The following is an 18,139-nucleotide window of genomic DNA, read 5'->3' as shown; positions in this document are numbered from 1 at the left end:
CGATTTCCTTCTGCGTCTATCCGCTTCCGGAAGTATTTCGTAAAAGGGGCTATTATCGGCGCGTTAAAAGTGTAAGCAGAAAGCTCCCGGTACCTTATTGCAAGGGTACCGGGAGCTTTACTTAATCATGTATGCTAGAATCCTCCTCTGGCCATCTGCACCGCCGCATCGGCCTGAACCAGACCATAGCCGAATTGATTATCCTGCCCGGCCGGCCCCAAGTCTTGAGCGGTCGTGTGAAGAATGGTACGGATCTGATCATTCGTCACACCCGGATTGGCGGACCAAGCAAGCGCTGCTACAGCCGATACATGCGGCGTAGCCATCGATGTGCCCTCGAAGTAGCTGTAATCCCATGCGGAGAGGTCTACGCTGCCCGCACCGAGTCCGCCGCTGCGGATAGCGATGCCGCTATCGTATGAGACGGATACCGAGGGAATCCAGCTTCCTGCGCTCCCTAATGTGAAGTTGCCCGGGTCATCGGGGCTGGCTGCATCGTTATTGACGATAATTGCCGCCGATGCGCCCTGGGCAGTTACGTTCTGAATCTTCTCGCCAAATGTAATGCTTCCCCGGTCTATTAATGCTATCCAGGCCCCGGAGGCGGGTTTCCCGCTGCAGGAGGAGGCAGAATCGGCCAAACCGCATTCGACCATCGGGCCTGCCGCGCTTCCGAGTCCCGCATATTCGATTCCGTAGCTTCGGTAGCTCGTTTCGACTCCGTTCTCGTTTTCTTTGGTAATCCCATGGAGGCCGGTGCCTCTTGGTACACTCGACAGTGTGCCTACACCCGGCGCAACAAGCTCTTGGCCTTTACCGTAATTGGAGAACCCGGCCAGATTCAGGCTGCTGTCAACGGCTCCAACCGCCACAACGGAACTGTAATTGGCGGGATAACCGATTTTGCCGCTGCCGTCGTTTCCGCTTGCCGCAATGCTGAGCATGCCATTCTTATAGGCCAGGTCAAACGCCTTTCGTTCCGTTTGGGAAGGTCTGTCGCTGCCAAGCGATAGATTGGCGATATTGGCTTTGTTCTCCTGACACCAGTTAAGGCCGTTTAATACGCTGCTGGTTGTTCCGCTGCCGTCGTCTCCCAGGACGCGCGCCACGTAGAGATCGACGCCCGGCGCAGCTCCGATACGGCTTCCGCTGTCGCTGGTCTGTCCGGCAATCGTGCCTGCCACATGGGTGCCGTGTCCGTCACCGTCGGTGGCATCCGGATGACCGTCGGCAACGAAGTTTTTACTTGCTTTGATAATCGACTGGCCATTGCGCGTAAATTCCGGGTGCCCGTAGTCGATTCCCGTATCAAGCACGCAAACCTTGATGTCCTGTCCCGTCGCTTTCACATTCCATGCCTGTTCCGCGTGAACCGCCTGCAAACCCCATGTGAAGGCGCCGTCCGTATAGGATGAGCCGATGCTGCTCTTATAAACGGGGCGATCCTCTTCGATGTAACTGACTTTGGGATTGCGGGCTAGACCCTGTATCGCCGCATCAGTTGCAATGATGTTAACGGCGTCCAAATTATCCCACTTCGATGCAAACTGGATACCCGCAGCCTCTAATGCTTTAGACGACGCGCCCGGTTTTAAGCCTACCAGATAGGAATGTCGTTCAGACTGTGCCGGAGCGGCAGCGGCTAAATTGACTGACAGGAGAAGGAGCACCATCATAACGCCAAATGCTTTAGAAATAATTCCGGTTTGCATCTTAATTCTCATAAATCGATCTCCCTTCGGTATTAGAGTCCATTTCTGCGGCATCATGATGTTTGAATTCCTTCTATCAATGGTTATATAACCACAACAAGCGGTCCTTCTATCATACTAAAGGAAAAATATGTATTTTTACCCATATATGACATCCGAGAATGGGTCATAATACCCAGTTTTTCTGGATTTGCATTAATCCCTCTGATTAGATCCACTCTATTAAAACTGCTATAATGTTTAAGAATAAATTTACATTTTTTTAATAGGGAAAGGAAACTGGAATGCACAAGGCTGCCGAGAACTTCAAAAGGACACCTTTCTATTTGATTTTCATCCTGCTTTTTCTCAAGCTGGTCCTGCTTCGTTATTTCTTCTTCAAGGAAATCGCCTGGGACCGGTTAACGACAGACGGTCTGGCGCTTCTTGTACTGCTTTGTCTACTGGAATTGCTTGTTTCTGCAAGAATGAAGGGGCCGGCGTACTGGATCTTTAATTTGATATTTTCACTGATGCTGTTTTCCTCGACGCTTTATAATGAGCATTTCGGTTCGGTTCCGACCTATACGGCGCTGCTGGAGCTCAAGCAGGTGCTGCAAATTCGGGCAAGCGTCCAATCGACGATACAACCCGCTCATTACTTGTTCATCCTGGATGTAGTCGTGATGGCAGTTATATGGGCAATCAATAGAGTGCGAGGCAAGCGGGTAAGCGGGAGGAAGCCCGTCTGGAAAATCGGGATCGCGCTTACGGCCATCATATGTCTGGTTATCTCCGGGCGATATATCCAGTTGTCCGGTTCGATCGAGAATGAAATGGTGCAGGCGGAGAACCTCGGATTCCTCGACTATCAGGTCGCGGCCGCCATCAAGGCCAGCCAGGAAAACAGGGAGATCGCTTCCGGCAATTTGAAGGAAACCGTCGCTCAGATTAATAAACTGGAAGCCACTTATCCCTATGCGAGTAAAGCGGCTGCTGCGAAACCGGCATATTTCGGAGCTGCGAAGGGCAAGAATCTCATCATCGTCCAATTGGAGGCGTTTCAGAATTTCCCTATTCATCTGAAGGTGAACAATCAGGAGCTGACGCCTGTTTTGAACAAATTGGTGAATGAATGCTTTTATTTTCCACATTTCTTCCAGCAGATCGGACAAGGGAACACATCGGATGCGGAGTTTATGTCCAATACGTCGATTTATCCTACGGGAAGCATCGCGATGTCGACAGGATACGGCGACCGGAAGCTGCCAAGCCTTCCCCGCCTGCTGGAGCAGCAGAACTACACCGCCGATACGTTTCATGTGAACGATGTCGGTTTCTGGGACAGGATCAAGCTGTATCCGGCTTTGAATTTTGACCATTATTACGATAAGCCTTACTATAATAATGATCATTTCAACGATTTCGGCGCCTCTGACGAAGAGCTCTACCGTGTAGGCGTAGAGAAGCTCTCAGCCCTTCAGAAGCAGAATAAACCGTTCTATGCCCAGTTTGTCACCGTATCCAGCCATTTTCCGTTCAAGGTGCCTGACAACCGCAAGAAAATAACCGTTCCAAGCAGCATGCAGGGCAAGCAGCTCGGAGACTACCTTACAGCCATCAATTATACGGACTATGCCCTTGGCACTCTGATCGACCGCCTCAAAGCGAATGGCATGTGGGACAATACGGTGCTGGTTGCCTACGGAGACCATTTCGGCCTGCAGCCTAATGAAAACGATCCTGCAATGGTGAGCGCGGCACTTGGAATCACATACAACGAGCATGTAAGCCGGTTCAATATTCCGCTGCTGATTCATATTCCAGGGGAGACGAAGGGCAAAATCGTCAATCAGGTCGGCGGTCAGCTTGATATAATGCCGACGGTTGCCAATTTAATGGGAATATCCTTAAAGGATAAGGGCTTCACCGCGTTTGGTCATGATCTGCTGAATATCGACCGCAATGTGTTCGGCATGCGCTACTACCTCCCGACGGGTTCGTTCTTCAACAATGATATATTGTTTATTCCGGGCCAAGGCTTCGATGACGGGACAGCTGTATCGCTTACAACCCTGAAGCCGGTAAAAGATATAGCCCGTTACCGCAAGGACTATGACTATGTGATGGGATTAATGAAGCTGTCGGACCAGTATGTGAAGCAGCTGCCGAAGAGAGCACCATAAATGAAAAAGAACGCCGTTCTAATACAGAGTGGCGTTCTTTTAAAACTTACATCCGGTTCACGAAGGAGAAATCCGATTGCGGCTGTACATATACATTCTTCGGTGCCGGTATGCCGTTCATTCCATCTGCATTGATTGAGAGCACCTCGGCATCGCTGTAATTGGATTTACCCAGCTTTCCGGATACGTGCACCCAGCTGTTAGTGGCATAGGACGCCGCCTTATCCGATTCGACCAGGATACCAAGCGGCATTGCGTCGGCTGCGCAGCACTGGATATTGAAACGGGCAATAACGAACTGATTCGGCTTCATACCTTCTTCCCGGTACACAAATCCGTTGATTTCTATCGGTTTGTTAGTGAAATTATCCATATACATCTGGAGAGCGGAGAGCACCTCGACGTATCCGGTGTCCTGCACGTTGATAACAGGCTTCTTGAATAACTGGATTCCGAGATTCGCATATTCGCCGCTGTATTCGTCTTTGGGAAACATCTCCGCAAGCTTCTGGTCGGATGGAATCCCTACGATTGGGTTACCGCTGCCGACAAGCGGCGAGCTTTCCATGGCTTGGCGGAAATTCGCGGCGTCTCCGAGATTAATACCTTTCTTCGCGGCAAGAGAGCTTCCGAGCGCCCTATCCGGCGTAAGAAACCCGAGCAGAATGGGGAAGAGGAAGAAGAGATTAATCAGAACGCTTCTAAGCAGCGGGGATGCGGCCGGTTTATGGTTACCCGGGTCGCGGGAGTCGCGGGAGGAGCGTTTGCTTGCTGCATACTTTCGGAAGGTTCGCATGCCGTGATAGAGCGCCATCACGTCAAGCCCAATGCCAGCCATCACAACATACAGCTGCATACGCGGCGCGATATAGAAATTAATATGACCTGAGAACACCAGATAGTGAATGTATAACCCGAAACCGAGAAGAATGAGAGATTGAACAGCGCCATGAATCGGCTGCTGTTGTTTTGATATTTTGGACATACGGACAGTCACTCCTTACATCGGTAGAATCTGCTCTGCGATGATCGTGACGAGCAGTACCGTGATTGATATCAATGCAGCGAGAAGCAGTACGAATCTGGTTTTGAAAACAGACAGAAGCATGATCGTGCTCTTCATATCGAGCATCGGTCCAAGCAGCATGAAGGTAAGCAGGGAGCCTTTCGTGAATAAAGTAATGAAAGAAGATGCGACGAAGGCATCCGATGTTGAGCAAAGCGACAGTACATAAGCAAACCCCATCATGAACAAGTGGGAGCTGATCAGGCCCTCGCCAAGCGAAGTCAAATCATTTCGGGAAACAAGCGTTTGAACCAGAGCGGTAAGGATGGAGCCGAACAGCAAATATTTGCCCATTTCGAAAAATTCCGCAATGGCATGGCTGAGCAGCGAGGAGATCCTGCTTCCCCTGTGTGAATGCTCCCGCACATCAGGCCCGTCGGCCAAGGCATGCGATATCTGATGAAGCCTGTTCTCCCCAGCCAGCTTCATCCGCTTCACGGTAACAGGGCGAGGAGCGGATAACGCAGCCGTCCGCCGGGGGTCGGCTTTCACGGTACGCCAAATGAACAAACCGATAATCACTGCTATTGCAAAAGCGAGTCCCAGCCGGTAATAAGCGATTGACGGCTGAATCCGGAACGCGACAATCGTTGAGATCAAGACTATCGGGTTAATAATCGGTCCCGCAATAATAAACACGATAGCTACATAGAGCGGCATGCCCTTACTCATCAGCCGGCGTATAACCGGAGTGAGGCCGCATTCGCATATGGGAAAAATGAACCCGAGCAGGCATGCGTACGGAATAGCGAGCAGGGGATTGTCCGGAATGAACCGGCGCACTGTTTTTTCCGAAACGAACACTTCCAGGAGCGCTGAAAACAGCACCCCAAGCATCATAAAAGGCAGAGCCTCCAGCAAAATGCTGATGAATATCGTTTTGAAGTTCGCGGTAAATTCGGAATCAAGCTTCGGCAGATTCCATGTTGCGAGAATCATCGTGACTAATGCAATACCGGCTATAACCGCCGCCAGCAGCATGGGATTTCTTGGTCGTGTTAAAGGTAGCGGGACTCGCATTTTTCGCCTCCAGACTAGTAAGCCAAGAATCGTGAGCTGTGGATTTGATAGATTCTATTATATGCTCTTCAAAGAGCAATTACGAATTCCGACCGGGGGTTGATGAGTATAATGGCTGACATGCAGACAAATGCCGAGGAAGCTGCCGCCGAACCGCTCAGACGCTCGAAACGATTATGGATGGCTATCATTCTTGGCTCATTGGCTTCGTTCGGACCGCTGTCACTGGATATGTACTTGCCGGCGCTGCCGGCGATTGGGGATGATCTGCACACGAGCGCTTCGCTTATTCAGCTCAGCCTCACCGCATGTATGCTCGGATTGTCGCTAGGGCAGCTGTTCGCAGGACCTCTTAGCGATATCCGCGGACGGCGGCTGCCCCTCATAGCGGGACTCATCGTTTATGCGGTATCGTCGGTATTATGCGTCTATGCTCCATCGATCTGGACGTTCGTGGGTCTGAGGTTTATTCAGGGGATGGCCGGCGCGGCAGGTATTGTCATCAGCAGGGCTGTTGTTCGCGATTTATATTCAGGAACGGAAATGACCAAGTTCTTCGCACTGCTCATGCTGGTGAACGGCGCCGCTCCGATACTAGCCCCTGTCGTCGGCGCACAAATTCTTCAGATCACTAACTGGCGGGGCGTATTTGCAGTGCTCGCGGTTATCGGGGCGGTGATGGCTGCGGCCGTCTGCTTAGGCTTCCGGGAAACGCTTCCGCCCGAGAGGAGGATGAGCGGGGGGATACGGACCACTTTCACGGCGTTCGGACGCCTTCTTGGCAACCGGACGTTTATGGGTTTTGCGCTCACGCAAGGACTCGTTATGGCAGCCATGTTCGCTTATATAGCCGGGTCGCCGTTTGTCCTCCAGGATATCTTCGGTCTATCGCCGCAAATGTACAGCTTATGCTTCGCAGTGAACGGTCTGGGTATCATCATAGCAAGCCAGGCTACAGGACGGCTCGCCGCGCGGGTCGGAGAAAGCAAGCTGCTCGCGGCAGGTCTATCGATCGCTGCGGGAGGGGGCGCTTTGCTGCTTGCTGCTGCCGCTGCCGGTATTGGACTGTATACGATATTACCTGCGCTGTTCCTCATCGTATCAAGCGTCGGTATCGTTAGTACCTCAACATTCGCACTGGCGATGCAGAATCAGGGGCAGGCAGCAGGCAGCGCTTCGGCTCTGCTCGGTTTGCTCTCCTTCATTTTCGGCGGAGTCGCGGCACCGTTCGTCGGTATCGCCGGCAGCGGTACGGCTGTCCCGCTCGCTATCGTCATTGCAGCTTGCGAAGCCGGCGCGATTGTCACTTATATGGTATTGATTGCAAGACGCAGCAGGGTGTAAGCGCTGCAGAGTTCATTTGAAAAGGAATTCCCTTCCTGTTGTCGAACGTTTAAGTAGACATCAGCGCGTATAACCGGAGTAATTAAGCCAATATTACTAAACAAGGAGTGAATATCTCATAATGGATGCAATGACGCAGATGATGAAACAGCTGACGGAAACTGACGGAGTACCAGGACACGAACGTGAAGTGCGCACTGTCATGCAGGAATATTTACAGCCTTTAAGCGACGAAATTGTAAAAGACCGGCTTGGAGGCGTGTTAGGCAAGAAAACGGGCCGGGCTGACGGACCGAAGGTTCTGCTGGCCGGACATTTGGACGAAATCGGATTTATGGTCACGCAAATCACCCCCAAGGGATTTCTCCGTTTCCACCAGCTCGGCGGATGGTGGCCGCATAATGTTCTGTCGCAGCGTGTGAAGGTAAAAACCCGCAAAGGCGAATATATAGGCATCATCGGCTCCAAGGCGCCGCACATATTGAAAAAGGAAGAACGCGAAAAAGTAATGGAGCTGAAGGATCTATATATCGATATTGGCGCGAAAGATGAAGAGGATGCCAAAGAAATGGGCGTTAGACCGGGAGACTGGATCGTTCCCGTTTCCGAATTTACAACGATGCGCGGCGGCGAGCTGTGGGTGGGCAAAGCACTGGATAATCGTGCAGGTTGCGCGCTTGCGGTAGAGGTTCTCAAAAGGCTGCAAAATGGGGAACACCCTAACATCGTTTACGCGGGAGCCACTGTTCAGGAGGAAGTGGGGCTTCGCGGGGCGGGTACAGTCGCGAACCTGGTCGAGCCCGATATTGCTTTCGCGCTCGATGTGGGCATAGCTTACGATACCCCCGGCAACGAATCGCAGCATATGGCATGCAATGTCGGCGACGGTCCGCTGGTGCTGCTTTTTGATGCCTCTATGGTTCCGCATACCGGACTGCGCGATCTTGTAATGGATACAGCCGAAGAAAACGGCATCAAGGTGCAGGTGGACGCATTATCCGGCGGCGGTACGGATGCTGGTAAATTCCATACGAGCGGGATCGGATGCCCTTCCCTCGTTGTGGGCTTTGCGACCCGGTACATTCACAGCCATAATGCGATAATGTCGAAGAGCGATTTTGATCAAGCCGCAGCGCTTCTGACGGCAGTGATCAAGAAGCTGGACCGGGACAAGGTTAACGAGCTGTTCGGCTAGTAATATGATTTCGAATGCCGCAATAAAGATTGTTAAAGCCGGAAGCCCCATACTGGGGTTCCGGCTTTTTTACTTTCATCAAGAACCGGTAGACCGGTAGTGACGCACTCCGATACGCCACACGACCAGGCAAGGAACGAGAAACAGGAAGCCGATCAGCGGGGTGAAGGCATACAGAGGACCGCCGCCGCCGAGCTTGCCGAGGATATAGAGCAAGGGTATATAGTTGACAAATCCGAAGGGAATAACGAATGTAAAAAATCTTTTCACCCACGTCTGATAAATGTTGAGCGGGTATTGCGTCATCTCCCGTCCGCCGTCGGTAAAAATATTCGCGATTTCGAGTCCTTGCACGGTCCAGAAGCTGATTGATGCAGCCAGAATGAAAATGCCCGTGAATATGACAACACCGCTCAGAATCATCAATATAAGCGCTATGATCTTGAAGGGAGACCAGTAGGCGTCAATGTGGAGAGCGGCCCAACCAAGGACGACTGCACTGAGAAAAAGGCGTCCGATTCGGGCGAATTCGAACCGGGATCCGAGCACCTGTATGATGGTGCTTCTCGGACGAACAAGCAGCCTGTCGAAATCTCCGTCCACGATAAGCGTCGAGAATGTGTCGAAGCCGCGCGCGAAACATTCGGTAATCGTAAACGCCATTTGAGTCACCGCGAAGCACAGTGCCACCTCATAGAAGCTCCATCCTTTAACCTGTCCGAATCTCTCGAACAGGAAGTACAACCCGGCGAACACAGTGAAAGGCGTCAAGCATTGTCCGGCGGTAAGCAGCAGGAATGAAGCGCGATACTGCATTTGCGATTTTAACAGAAGCCGGATGTATTTGAAATAAAGTTTCACCTTATCATCCTCCCTGGACGACTATGTGCCGAAGCGCTTTGTCCATGGCAATCTTGCCAAAGGCGATCAGCGCAGTCAGCCAGATAATCTGAATCATTAATCCCTTCACGGCTTCGGACTTCGACAGGTTGCCGGTGAACACGCGAAACGGAAAATCGGCAGTCCAATGGAACGGGAGCAAGTAAACGATCTGCTGCATCCAGCCTGGCATGAGCGGTACGGGAATGACCAGTCCGGCGAGAAATTCCCCGAAAACGCTGAACATCAATAGCGATCCGGCCGGCGACATTGTGACGAACACTGAAATGTAGATCAGCATCGAAAGGGCGACGATCATCATCAGGCCGACAATAAGCACGACGAGAAACAAGAGAAACGACGAAAGATCCGGAGGAAGCTGGAGTCCGTAGGGCTGGGGCAGGAAGAGAACCACGATAAGTATCGGGAAGCACCGCAGCAGAGCGCTGGATAATCGCTGGGCGAGAAGCTTGGCGTACCAGAGTCCGTAAATGCCGGTTGGTCTGCACAGCTCATAGGCAATATTACCGGTTGTGATCAGCTGGAACAACTCGTTATCCCTGAGCCACAGAACGACAAAAGCAAGGAACGCCTGCTTGAGCCATGTATAGGTGATTACCTGGGAAAGCGTCATTGGGGGAGTCTGACTAGCTTGAGCGTAGAAGGCTTCAAAGATCATGATGAATATAAAGCCGAAGAAAAATTGCGTGCCGACTCCGGCTAACGCCGCCGCACGGTACTGCAGCCCATTGCTGATGCGCAGCTTGAATACGGATATGTAGGCTTTCATCATAACTGGTACTCCTTATACAGCTGGACAATAATATCCTCAATCGGTTGAGTATCGATCGTGACATCCACCAGGTCGACTTGGGCCGACAGCCTGGTCAGCGTATCCGAAATCATAACCTGCTCGGTGTCGACGCTAAGAATCGCCCGGTCAGGCGTCCATGACAAGACGGATGCCCCCGGAATATCAAGAGGGACGGAATTCTCGCGATACTCGGCGGTAATTGTCCTTCTGGTGCTGAACCGGCTCCGCAAACGCTGGACGCTCCCGTCGTAAAGCAGGGTACCTTTACCGACCAGCAGAATTCTGTCAGCAAGCGCCTCGATATCGTTCATGTCGTGAGTCGTGAGGATAACGGTGACACCCTTCTCTTTGTTGATGGTCTTGATAAAGTGGCGCACCGCGATCTTGGAGACAGCGTCGAGGCCGATTGTCGGCTCATCCAGAAACAGGATACTTGGATTATGAAGAAGAGAAGCGGCAATCTCGCAACGCATTCGCTGCCCGAGGCTTAGCTGCCGAACAGGCGTGTTAATGATGCCCTCCAGATCAAGTGTCTCGATCAGCAGCGCCAGAGTATCCTTGAATTCCAGCTGTGGTACGTTGTAGATATCGCGGAGAAGCTCGAATGAATCCATGACAGGTACATCCCACCATAGCTGACAGCGCTGGCCGAACACGACACCGATGTTCTTAACGTAGGGTACGCGTTCCAGCCATGGCGTATATCCCTTGATTGAACAGGTGCCTCGGTCCGGCACCAGGATGCCGCTCATGATTTTGATAGTGGTAGACTTCCCCGCCCCGTTTGGCCCGATGTAACCGACAATTTCGCCGGGCGCTATGGAGAACGAGATATCCTGAAGCGCTTCGACAGTCGTGTATTCCCGATGAAATAGCGATTTTACCGCATGCCTCAGACCCGATGGCCGCTTGGCTACCAGGAACGATTTACTGATTCCGTTTACAGTTATCAAATAGCGATACCTCCATACCTCTGAAGTGTGACAGGAACAAGATATTACCATTATGAGTCAATGTGTGTCAATCTAAAATTTTATTATCACGGTGGTGTACACTCGAAAGCGGCATGGAAATTTTACAAAACAAATATCTCATACACAATTCAAAATTGTATAATAAATTCAGTTCCATATCACCAGGTCGATGAAAGGCGGGTCCTCATGCCAATAAATTACGGCGTATTAAAAGGCAAAGTGATCGGCAGCAGTGCCGGTACAATTGAAAATCCGCACTACCAGATTTACGCAATAGCAGGTGAGGAGCGTTTCCGCATTGCGGTAAACGTCAAATCCAAGTTGTCCCCTTCGGAGCTGCTGTATTATACCAATGAAGACTTTCAGCATGTCGTATCAACCTCGGTAATTGATCTTCCTCACGGATTTACAAGCTTGGAAAGCAAGCCTGACGGCATCGCCTTGGATTATATCAGAAGCAACTTGTTCGACCGCAACGAGATGGCGCCGCTCGCCTTCGACATTCCCGGACAAGATAACGATTTGAATGAAAAAATCGACCACTATGTCAGAAGATCCATGGAGTCCGATGACGGAATCCTTTACGCATTCGGCGAGCAGTGGGGCCCGGAAAACAAACCGGACAAAATTTTCGGATTTTCTCCGGGGCGAGGCGTTCATGATATTCATATGAACCAAGGCAATGTAGGGCCATATAAAAGAGACGACGGCGTTTATCAGGACGGGGGGCTGCTCTTTCATTTCCCGGCGGAGAACAAATGGATTGCCGTATTCCTGGCCTTTCAATCCCAATCCTGGCACACGGATGACGTTACCGGTCATGCGATTAATCAAGACTCGGTAGATCCTCCCGGCTCTGTCATACCGAAGACTGGCACTATACTCATCGTTGGTGCGGTTGTGAAACCGGCGCAAACGTCCGCCGGACTGGAAAATGTGACGCTCTTGAACGCAACCGATCAGGTTATCAGTCTTAATGAATGGGCGATCGCTAATAAAACAAAAAGAAAGTTCCCGCTAAAAGGGGAAATCCTTCCCGGGCAATTTTTAACGGTGTCAATTCCGGCGGGCGAGCGGGATTTCTTCCGTAACAAAGGCGACATCATAACGTTACTAAATGCCAATGGCTTGAAGGTTCACGGCGTTTCATACACGAAGCAGCAGGTAAAGCCCGGTTGGACGATAACGTTTTGAATGTGAATGGTGAACCCTCTCGCCATCTTAAACGTAATAAAGGGAAGAGAAGTGTAAACAGCCTTTATACGGAAATAATGATTAGCATATTGAGAGGGAGGAATAGTTAGAATGAAATCATTACTGGCAACCATGCTTTTGGCAGTGCCCCTGCTACTCGGAGGGTGTTCTCTTCTGGAGGAAGTTAATCGCTCGCTGGATTATGCGGATGAGGCGTCCAATTACGTCCAGCAGCTGGGCTCGTACGGTCAGGATGCAAGAAATCTGGCCGAACAAGCGGTTTCGGACTTGGATGCGCGTACTAATCTGGAGCAGAAGCTCACGGCGATGAAGGAAGAAGCGTCCCGGTTTACACAGGTGCAAGCCCCCGAATATGCACAGGAGCTTCACGCCAAAATCGCCGATTACAACAGCAGGCTGAATGAAGGAATCGATTCGGTCCTTGCTGATATCAAGAACGGCATTTACAACAATCAAACGCTGCAAAATGCAGGCGTCATCGATGTCTTGAATCAGATCGATGAAACATTGACCCAGATAAAAGAACTGCAGCAGTAACAAGCTACTGGGAACAAGCAGCGGCAAGCAATCAGATCTTTATTTTTACCGTTATAGGTAATAGTCCTAATGGGAAGTCTACAATTGAGGACACCATTACCAGGTAAAATAAAGGAGGAATTCCGATGCTGAAGTTTTTAGTGAAATGGGTCTTAAACGGAGCGATCGTGACGCTGCTGCTCTCGTATTTTACGGGAATATCGTACTGGACGGCGTTCATTGCCGCGTCGGTCTTGACTGTTATCGCCTACTTTGTTGGAGATCAGTTCATCCTGCGGCAGTCCAATAATACGGTTGCAACAATAATGGACGGGGTTATGGCTGTCTTGTATCTGCTGGTCCTTGAGTTTTACTTCGATTGGGGACTATCCTGGGGGGAAATATTCACAATAGCGGCGGTTTTGGCTGTAGCGGAAGCTTTCCTGCACCGATACATCTTTCAGCAGGAGAATATCACGGCAACGTAGGTCTAAAGAACCACTTATCGCGGGAAGACAACGGTAAGTGGTTTTTTTGTTGTCAATTAAAGCTTCGGCCCGTATATCCGGCACTTCAAAGGATAAAATACCACTGAGGTGGAACTGGAGGTGTTTATTGTGAACGAAAAAGGCTTGGCGCCGCATGAATCGATGGAAATTCATGAGCTGCTTAATTGTAAAACGATCGGCCTGGCCAAAGCGAAATTGATGCAGGGCCTGGTTTTCGATAAAGATCTTAAAGCATTGATGCAGAAGAACGTAGAACAGTCAATTCAAGCGATAGAAGATTTGGAGAGCCTGTACCGGAAAGTGACGATCCAATAACGGAGGTAGCCATGAATAACGATTTTTTGGACCCCATCAACGCCGAAGGTATGCCGGGGCTTGCAGATGCATCGTTTGCGCTCGAATTTCTGCTTACTGTTAAAACCGGCGTGCGAAATACGGCAGTCGCTTTATCCGAAACGGCATCGCCGGAAGTAAGAATGATTCTCCGCGTTCAACTCAATGAGGCGCTGGCGCTTCACGACGAGCTCTCGGAGCTGATGATAGACAAGGGATGGCTGCATCCCTACGGATTGCGCGAGCAGTTCGAGCTGGACTTGAAGTCCGCTCGAACGACAGTCCAGATTGCCAATATGCAGCTGTTTCCGGAAGATACTTCACGCCTGGGCACATTTGCAACTCCACATAAATAAGCTGCCGAAAGGAACCTAATTCATGAAAGCCGTCACGTATCAGGGTATCAAGAACGTACAGGTTAAAGAAGTGCAGGATCCGAGAATTCAGAAAGCGGATGACATCATCGTCAAATTGACGACTACGGCGATCTGCGGATCGGATCTGCATCTGATTCATGGTATGATCCCTAATTTTCCGACGGATTATATTATCGGACACGAGCCGATGGGAATTGTAGAGGAAACGGGACCGGGCGTCACCAAAGTGAAAAAAGGGGACAGGGTGATCATTCCGTTCAACGTCAGCTGCGGACAATGCTACTACTGCAAGCACGAATTGGAAAGTCAATGTGACAACTCTAATCCCCACGGGGATATGGGCGCTTATTTCGGTTACTCGGAGACAACAGGCGGATATCCCGGGGGGCAGGCGGAATATATGCGCGTGCCATACGCCAATTTCACTCCTTTCAAAATCCCTGATAATTGTGAAGTAACGGATGAAAAACTGTGCCTGATCGCAGACGTTATGCCTACCTCTTATTGGAGCGTTGATAATGCCGGGGTGAAGGACGGGGATACGGTCATTGTCCTCGGATGCGGCCCTGTGGGACTGCTCGTCCAGAAGTTTTCCTGGCTGAAGGGCGCCAGACGGGTCATTGCCGTCGATTATGTCGACTACCGGTTGGAGCACGCGAAGCGGCACAATAAGGTGGAAACCGTCAATTTCGAGCAGGAGCAGAATATCGGCAATCACCTGAAAGAAATTACAGGCGGCGGAGCGGATGTCGTCATTGACTGCGTCGGGATGGACGGCAAGATGACGCCGCTCGAGTTTCTCGCTTCCGGACTTAAACTTCACGGTGGAGCGATGGGCGCTATCGTAATCGCGTCGCAAGCGGTCCGCAAGGGCGGGATGATTCACATTACAGGAGCTTATGGAATGAGGTACAACGCATTCCCGCTTGGCGATATTTTTCAGAGGAATGTTAATATCCGGACAGGTCAGGCGCCTGTCATTCATTACATGCCGCATATGTATGATTTGATCGCAGAAGGCAAGGTTGACCCTGGTGACATTATTACGCACGTGCTTCCGCTCGGTCAGGCGAAGAACGGCTATGAAATGTTTGACACGAAGACCGACGGCTGCATTAAAGTGGTGCTGAAACCATAACTGAACTACTGGAGGTAAACACAGGATGAGTACAACGTTCGGGATGCACGAGACACTTGAGCTCCATGAAATTGCCGCCTTCAAAACCGTATGTATGACAAAGTCCAAAATTATGCAGGTGTTGATCTCGGATCCGGACTTGAAGGAAATTTTGCAGCAGGACGCACAATTGAGCACAATACACCTTGAGGAACTGCAAGCGTTACTATTCAAAAGGAATAGTTGAACGCAGTACTTTTGCCAATCAGCTTTTAGGAGGCGGATTAATGAATACAATTATCGAACAATTGATGGGTGTTAATAAGCTGACGGATCAAGTGATCGCGATGGATTTTCTGATTTCAGCCAAAACAGGCATAAGAAACTATGCTTTTGCGCTGACGGAAACCGCAACGCCGGAGATAAAAGCCGTATTGAGGAAGCAGCTTGATGATGCGATCGACACGCACGAGCAAATCACGGCCTATATGATGCGTAATGAGTTTTACCATCCTTACGATTTAAACGAACAGCTGCGGCTGGACCTGAGCAACATTCAAGCTGCTTTAAGCATTCCTTAGCAAGCTTCACGGTTCATTTCCTGCTTTCCCGGTTATAAATGTAGCACTGGACCTGTCAGGGGGGATATTTATGATTAGAGCGTTCGGCAGCCGTTTCTGCGGAACAGCCATAATGGCTGGCGGGCTGCTGTTGTTACTGGCTTCGGTGCTGCATCCGCCTGCGGCGAATCCGTGGTCGGGTATGAGAGTAATTCCTCACATCGCTGATTCGACCGTATACTGGCAGTTCGACCATGTATTAATGCTTGTGGCAGTGTTTCTATTATTTACTGGTTTAGCGGCCGGTTCGGCGATATTGACCGGGAATGGCACGGCGTCACGGGCAGCCTCCTGGCTCTTTATTGCTTCCTTGACAATATGGATTCTGGTGATTGCGATGGAATTAACGCTGATGCCGACTATAGCCCAAAACTGGGGCAGAGTACCTCCGAAGGAAACAGCTGTGCTGTTTACGGGGATATTTGCCTTCGGCATTATGGCCGGCGATTTCGCGATGATGCTTGCCTGGATCGCTGTCATGTTAATCGGACTTGAAATGCTGCAGCTTGGCGATGTCTCGCGCTGGCTTGCAATGTCGGGTATTGTATTGGGAGGATTGGGAGCAGCGGGTATTGCCGCCTCGCTCTTGCTGCCGAATTGGAGCTTGCCTATACTTCTTGGGACCTCGGGACCGGCATTTCTTTGGGTGTTAATATTCGGCTGGAGTCTGTTTTATAAGGAACATTAACGGTTCCAGACGGCAGTAGCTGAAGAGAATCAATAGACAGAATAGACCCGTTTTAGTTGAGAGCCGCGGAGAGGTGCCGCGGTTTCTCTGCGTTAATGGTCGTTCGCGAAGCTGCGTTTCTCTCTTCTATGTTTCATACTTCGGCCTCGAGCTTGAGGGCAGGAAGGAGAATGGCAGAGGGACGCGAATATTTTAAATGGTCATTACGCCAAAGGAGGGACTTCGGTGAGGCGGGAAATCCGTTTTTATATCGCAGGTTACATACTGGCCGTTATTATTTCCGTATCCGGTGAATTGATATGGCTTGGCGATCCGATCCGGCGGGGAACCTTTTACTGGATTGACGAGATCCAGCTGCTTGTCCGCCTCTTGGCACTGGTGCCGCTCCTTTGGTCGGCAGGAGCGTTCATCGGCATGCTCGCGGACCCCGCCAGCCGCTGGCGGCAGCTTAACAGAGGGCTGATTGCGGTAACCGGCACGTTGTCAGCGGCAATTATCCTTTGGAATCCGGACCCGGACACAATTGCTTACATAGCCTTGCTTATGTCAGCTTCTCTACTGCTGACGCTGCTCCATATCATCATACTGGAGAGAAGGATACGTAGGGGATGGCCGTGGCGAAGTATAGGGCTTCTGCTGATTTTGTCGGTTGTCGCTTCCGTATTGTTCTGGCCGACACCCTATCAGATAACCACTCCAGGATTCACCCTGAATATGAACAGGTATGCGATGGTGCAGGACGGACATCCCAAAGGTTCGATTGAGGGTGTTCTCGTGATTGAGCGCCCTGCTTTCCCCATCGATTGGCTCTATGCCGCCATATTCCCTCATCTGCAAATCGAAAAAAGGGATACGAGTATTTCAATCGGTGAAATCCGCAATGAGGTTATTATCGAGAGAGCCGGTGCGAATGAGATCGGAAGTGCAGTGGCATTCCATATGCTGGGAATCGGCCGCGGAGTGATTCCAACCGGTGTTCAGGTCCTGCAGGTAGCCGCGGGAAGTCCTGCACAGGGACGGCTGAATCCAGGTGATCTCATTATAGCTTTAAACGGTAAGGCGATTTCATCCACCTCGGGGCTTGCCGCAGCGATGAGCGGGGTTCGACCTGGTGAATCGGTTGCGGTGACTTTGCAGCGGGACGGCAAGAGGATCGACGTCTCCCTGAAGACAAGCGCAGACAAAGGCGACCGGAAACGGGCAGTGTTCGGCATAACAGTTGAAAACAGCGTTAAGGCGGACCTGCCAAAAAAAGTGGATTTCCGCTCATATCTGGTCTATCAGGGTGGACCCTCGCACGGCGCCATTCTGGCACTAACATTGATCGACCAGCTTACGCCGGGAGGCGTCACCTACGGCAATCGTGTCGCCGGTACCGGCACTATCGATGCAGAAGGCAATGTCGGCGCAATCGGGGGAATAGAGCAGAAGGCATATGCGGTTGAACGCTCCGGGGCGGACGTCTTCTTCGTGCCGGCGGGACAGGAGGCTGACGCGCATAAGGGAGCGCCAAGCTTGAATATTGTCCCGGTTCGGACTCTGGACGAGATGTTGAATTGGCTCAAGAAGCATCCCAAGACACAGCAGCGCTAAAA

General features: G+C 51.0%; 18 protein-coding genes and 1 pseudogene. 13 read left to right on the top strand and 6 right to left on the bottom strand.

Annotated elements, in window-relative coordinates; genetic code table 11:
* Positions 1 to 134: 134 nt before the first annotated feature.
* A complete protein-coding gene (locus KZ483_RS16035; RefSeq protein ID WP_220348447.1) occupies positions 135 to 1,724 on the bottom strand; it encodes a S8 family serine peptidase in 1,590 nt (529 codons plus the stop codon).
* 272 nt (positions 1,725 to 1,996) lie between these two features.
* Here KZ483_RS16035 and KZ483_RS16030 point away from each other — a divergent pair, with 272 nt between their 5' ends.
* Positions 1,997 to 3,877 (top strand): LTA synthase family protein, encoded by a 1,881-nt coding sequence (locus KZ483_RS16030; protein WP_220348446.1) that lies wholly within the window; start codon positions 1,997 to 1,999, stop codon positions 3,875 to 3,877.
* A 46-nt stretch (positions 3,878 to 3,923) separates the two neighbouring features.
* On the opposite strand, the gene KZ483_RS16025 is transcribed toward KZ483_RS16030, so the two are convergent.
* Entirely contained in the window at positions 3,924 to 4,862 is a 939-nt protein-coding gene (locus tag KZ483_RS16025; RefSeq protein ID WP_220348445.1) for a TIGR03943 family putative permease subunit, read from the bottom strand.
* Positions 4,863 to 4,877: 15 nt separating this feature from the next.
* The gene (locus KZ483_RS16020) at positions 4,878 to 5,963 is read right to left on the bottom strand and encodes a permease (RefSeq protein ID WP_258881282.1); all 1,086 of its coding nucleotides are present in this window, start codon (positions 5,961 to 5,963) and stop codon (positions 4,878 to 4,880) included.
* 78 nt (positions 5,964 to 6,041) lie between these two features.
* Here KZ483_RS16020 and KZ483_RS16015 point away from each other — a divergent pair, with 78 nt between their 5' ends.
* Both KZ483_RS16015 and KZ483_RS16010 read left to right on the top strand, forming a co-directional pair.
* On the top strand, positions 6,042 to 7,307 hold the full coding sequence (locus KZ483_RS16015; RefSeq protein WP_258881744.1) for a multidrug effflux MFS transporter: 1,266 nt from the start codon (positions 6,042 to 6,044) through the stop codon (positions 7,305 to 7,307).
* A 121-nt stretch (positions 7,308 to 7,428) separates the two neighbouring features.
* Complete coding sequence (locus KZ483_RS16010) at positions 7,429 to 8,502, top strand: M42 family metallopeptidase (RefSeq protein ID WP_220348443.1); 1,074 nt, start codon at positions 7,429 to 7,431, stop codon at positions 8,500 to 8,502.
* A gap of 78 nt (positions 8,503 to 8,580) precedes the next feature.
* Here KZ483_RS16010 and KZ483_RS16005 read toward each other — a convergent pair whose 3' ends face one another.
* Genes KZ483_RS16005 through KZ483_RS15995 form a run of 3 tightly spaced genes read right to left on the bottom strand, consistent with a single transcriptional unit; the run spans position 8,581 to position 11,148 of the window.
* Complete coding sequence (locus KZ483_RS16005; protein WP_220348442.1) at positions 8,581 to 9,363, bottom strand: ABC transporter permease; 783 nt, start codon at positions 9,361 to 9,363, stop codon at positions 8,581 to 8,583.
* A gap of 4 nt (positions 9,364 to 9,367) precedes the next feature.
* Positions 9,368 to 10,174, bottom strand: coding sequence for an ABC transporter permease (locus KZ483_RS16000; RefSeq protein WP_309568585.1), 807 nt, complete (start codon positions 10,172 to 10,174; stop codon positions 9,368 to 9,370).
* Entirely contained in the window at positions 10,171 to 11,148 is a 978-nt protein-coding gene (locus tag KZ483_RS15995; RefSeq protein WP_258881281.1) for an ABC transporter ATP-binding protein, read from the bottom strand. The genes KZ483_RS16000 and KZ483_RS15995 overlap by 4 nt, the downstream gene beginning before the upstream one ends.
* Positions 11,149 to 11,355: 207 nt before the next feature.
* Between KZ483_RS15995 and KZ483_RS28630 the strand changes: the two are divergent.
* The 10 genes and pseudogenes from KZ483_RS28630 to KZ483_RS15945 form a co-directional block, all read left to right on the top strand.
* Positions 11,356 to 11,994, top strand: a pseudogene (locus tag KZ483_RS28630) (DUF2278 family protein); the annotation flags it as partial.
* Between the two features lie 480 nt (positions 11,995 to 12,474).
* The gene (locus tag KZ483_RS15985) at positions 12,475 to 12,921 is read left to right on the top strand and encodes a DUF6376 family protein (protein ID WP_220348438.1); all 447 of its coding nucleotides are present in this window, start codon (positions 12,475 to 12,477) and stop codon (positions 12,919 to 12,921) included.
* A 125-nt stretch (positions 12,922 to 13,046) separates the two neighbouring features.
* Complete coding sequence (locus tag KZ483_RS15980; RefSeq protein WP_220348437.1) at positions 13,047 to 13,388, top strand: DUF2512 family protein; 342 nt, start codon at positions 13,047 to 13,049, stop codon at positions 13,386 to 13,388.
* Positions 13,389 to 13,550: 162 nt separating this feature from the next.
* Positions 13,551 to 13,724, top strand: a complete 174-nt coding sequence (locus KZ483_RS15975) for a spore coat protein (protein WP_397376209.1) — start codon at positions 13,551 to 13,553, stop codon at positions 13,722 to 13,724.
* 11 nt (positions 13,725 to 13,735) lie between these two features.
* Entirely contained in the window at positions 13,736 to 14,098 is a 363-nt protein-coding gene (locus KZ483_RS15970; RefSeq protein WP_220348433.1) for a spore coat protein, read from the top strand.
* Between the two features lie 22 nt (positions 14,099 to 14,120).
* Positions 14,121 to 15,257 (top strand): zinc-dependent alcohol dehydrogenase, encoded by a 1,137-nt coding sequence (locus KZ483_RS15965; RefSeq protein ID WP_220348431.1) that lies wholly within the window; start codon positions 14,121 to 14,123, stop codon positions 15,255 to 15,257.
* A 25-nt stretch (positions 15,258 to 15,282) separates the two neighbouring features.
* Entirely contained in the window at positions 15,283 to 15,483 is a 201-nt protein-coding gene (locus KZ483_RS15960; RefSeq protein WP_220348430.1) for a hypothetical protein, read from the top strand.
* Positions 15,484 to 15,523: 40 nt separating this feature from the next.
* Entirely contained in the window at positions 15,524 to 15,817 is a 294-nt protein-coding gene (locus KZ483_RS15955) for a spore coat protein (RefSeq protein WP_220348429.1), read from the top strand.
* 70 nt (positions 15,818 to 15,887) lie between these two features.
* Positions 15,888 to 16,544, top strand: coding sequence for a hypothetical protein (locus tag KZ483_RS15950; protein ID WP_220348428.1), 657 nt, complete (start codon positions 15,888 to 15,890; stop codon positions 16,542 to 16,544).
* Between the two features lie 225 nt (positions 16,545 to 16,769).
* The gene (locus KZ483_RS15945; RefSeq protein ID WP_220348427.1) at positions 16,770 to 18,137 is read left to right on the top strand and encodes a PDZ domain-containing protein; all 1,368 of its coding nucleotides are present in this window, start codon (positions 16,770 to 16,772) and stop codon (positions 18,135 to 18,137) included.
* The last annotated feature ends 2 nt before the right edge of the window (positions 18,138 to 18,139 follow it).

The organism is Paenibacillus sp. sptzw28 (assembly GCF_019550795.1).
Lineage (GTDB): Bacteria > Bacillota > Bacilli > Paenibacillales > Paenibacillaceae > Paenibacillus_Z.
This window is presented reverse-complemented; position numbering and strand designations above follow the sequence as displayed.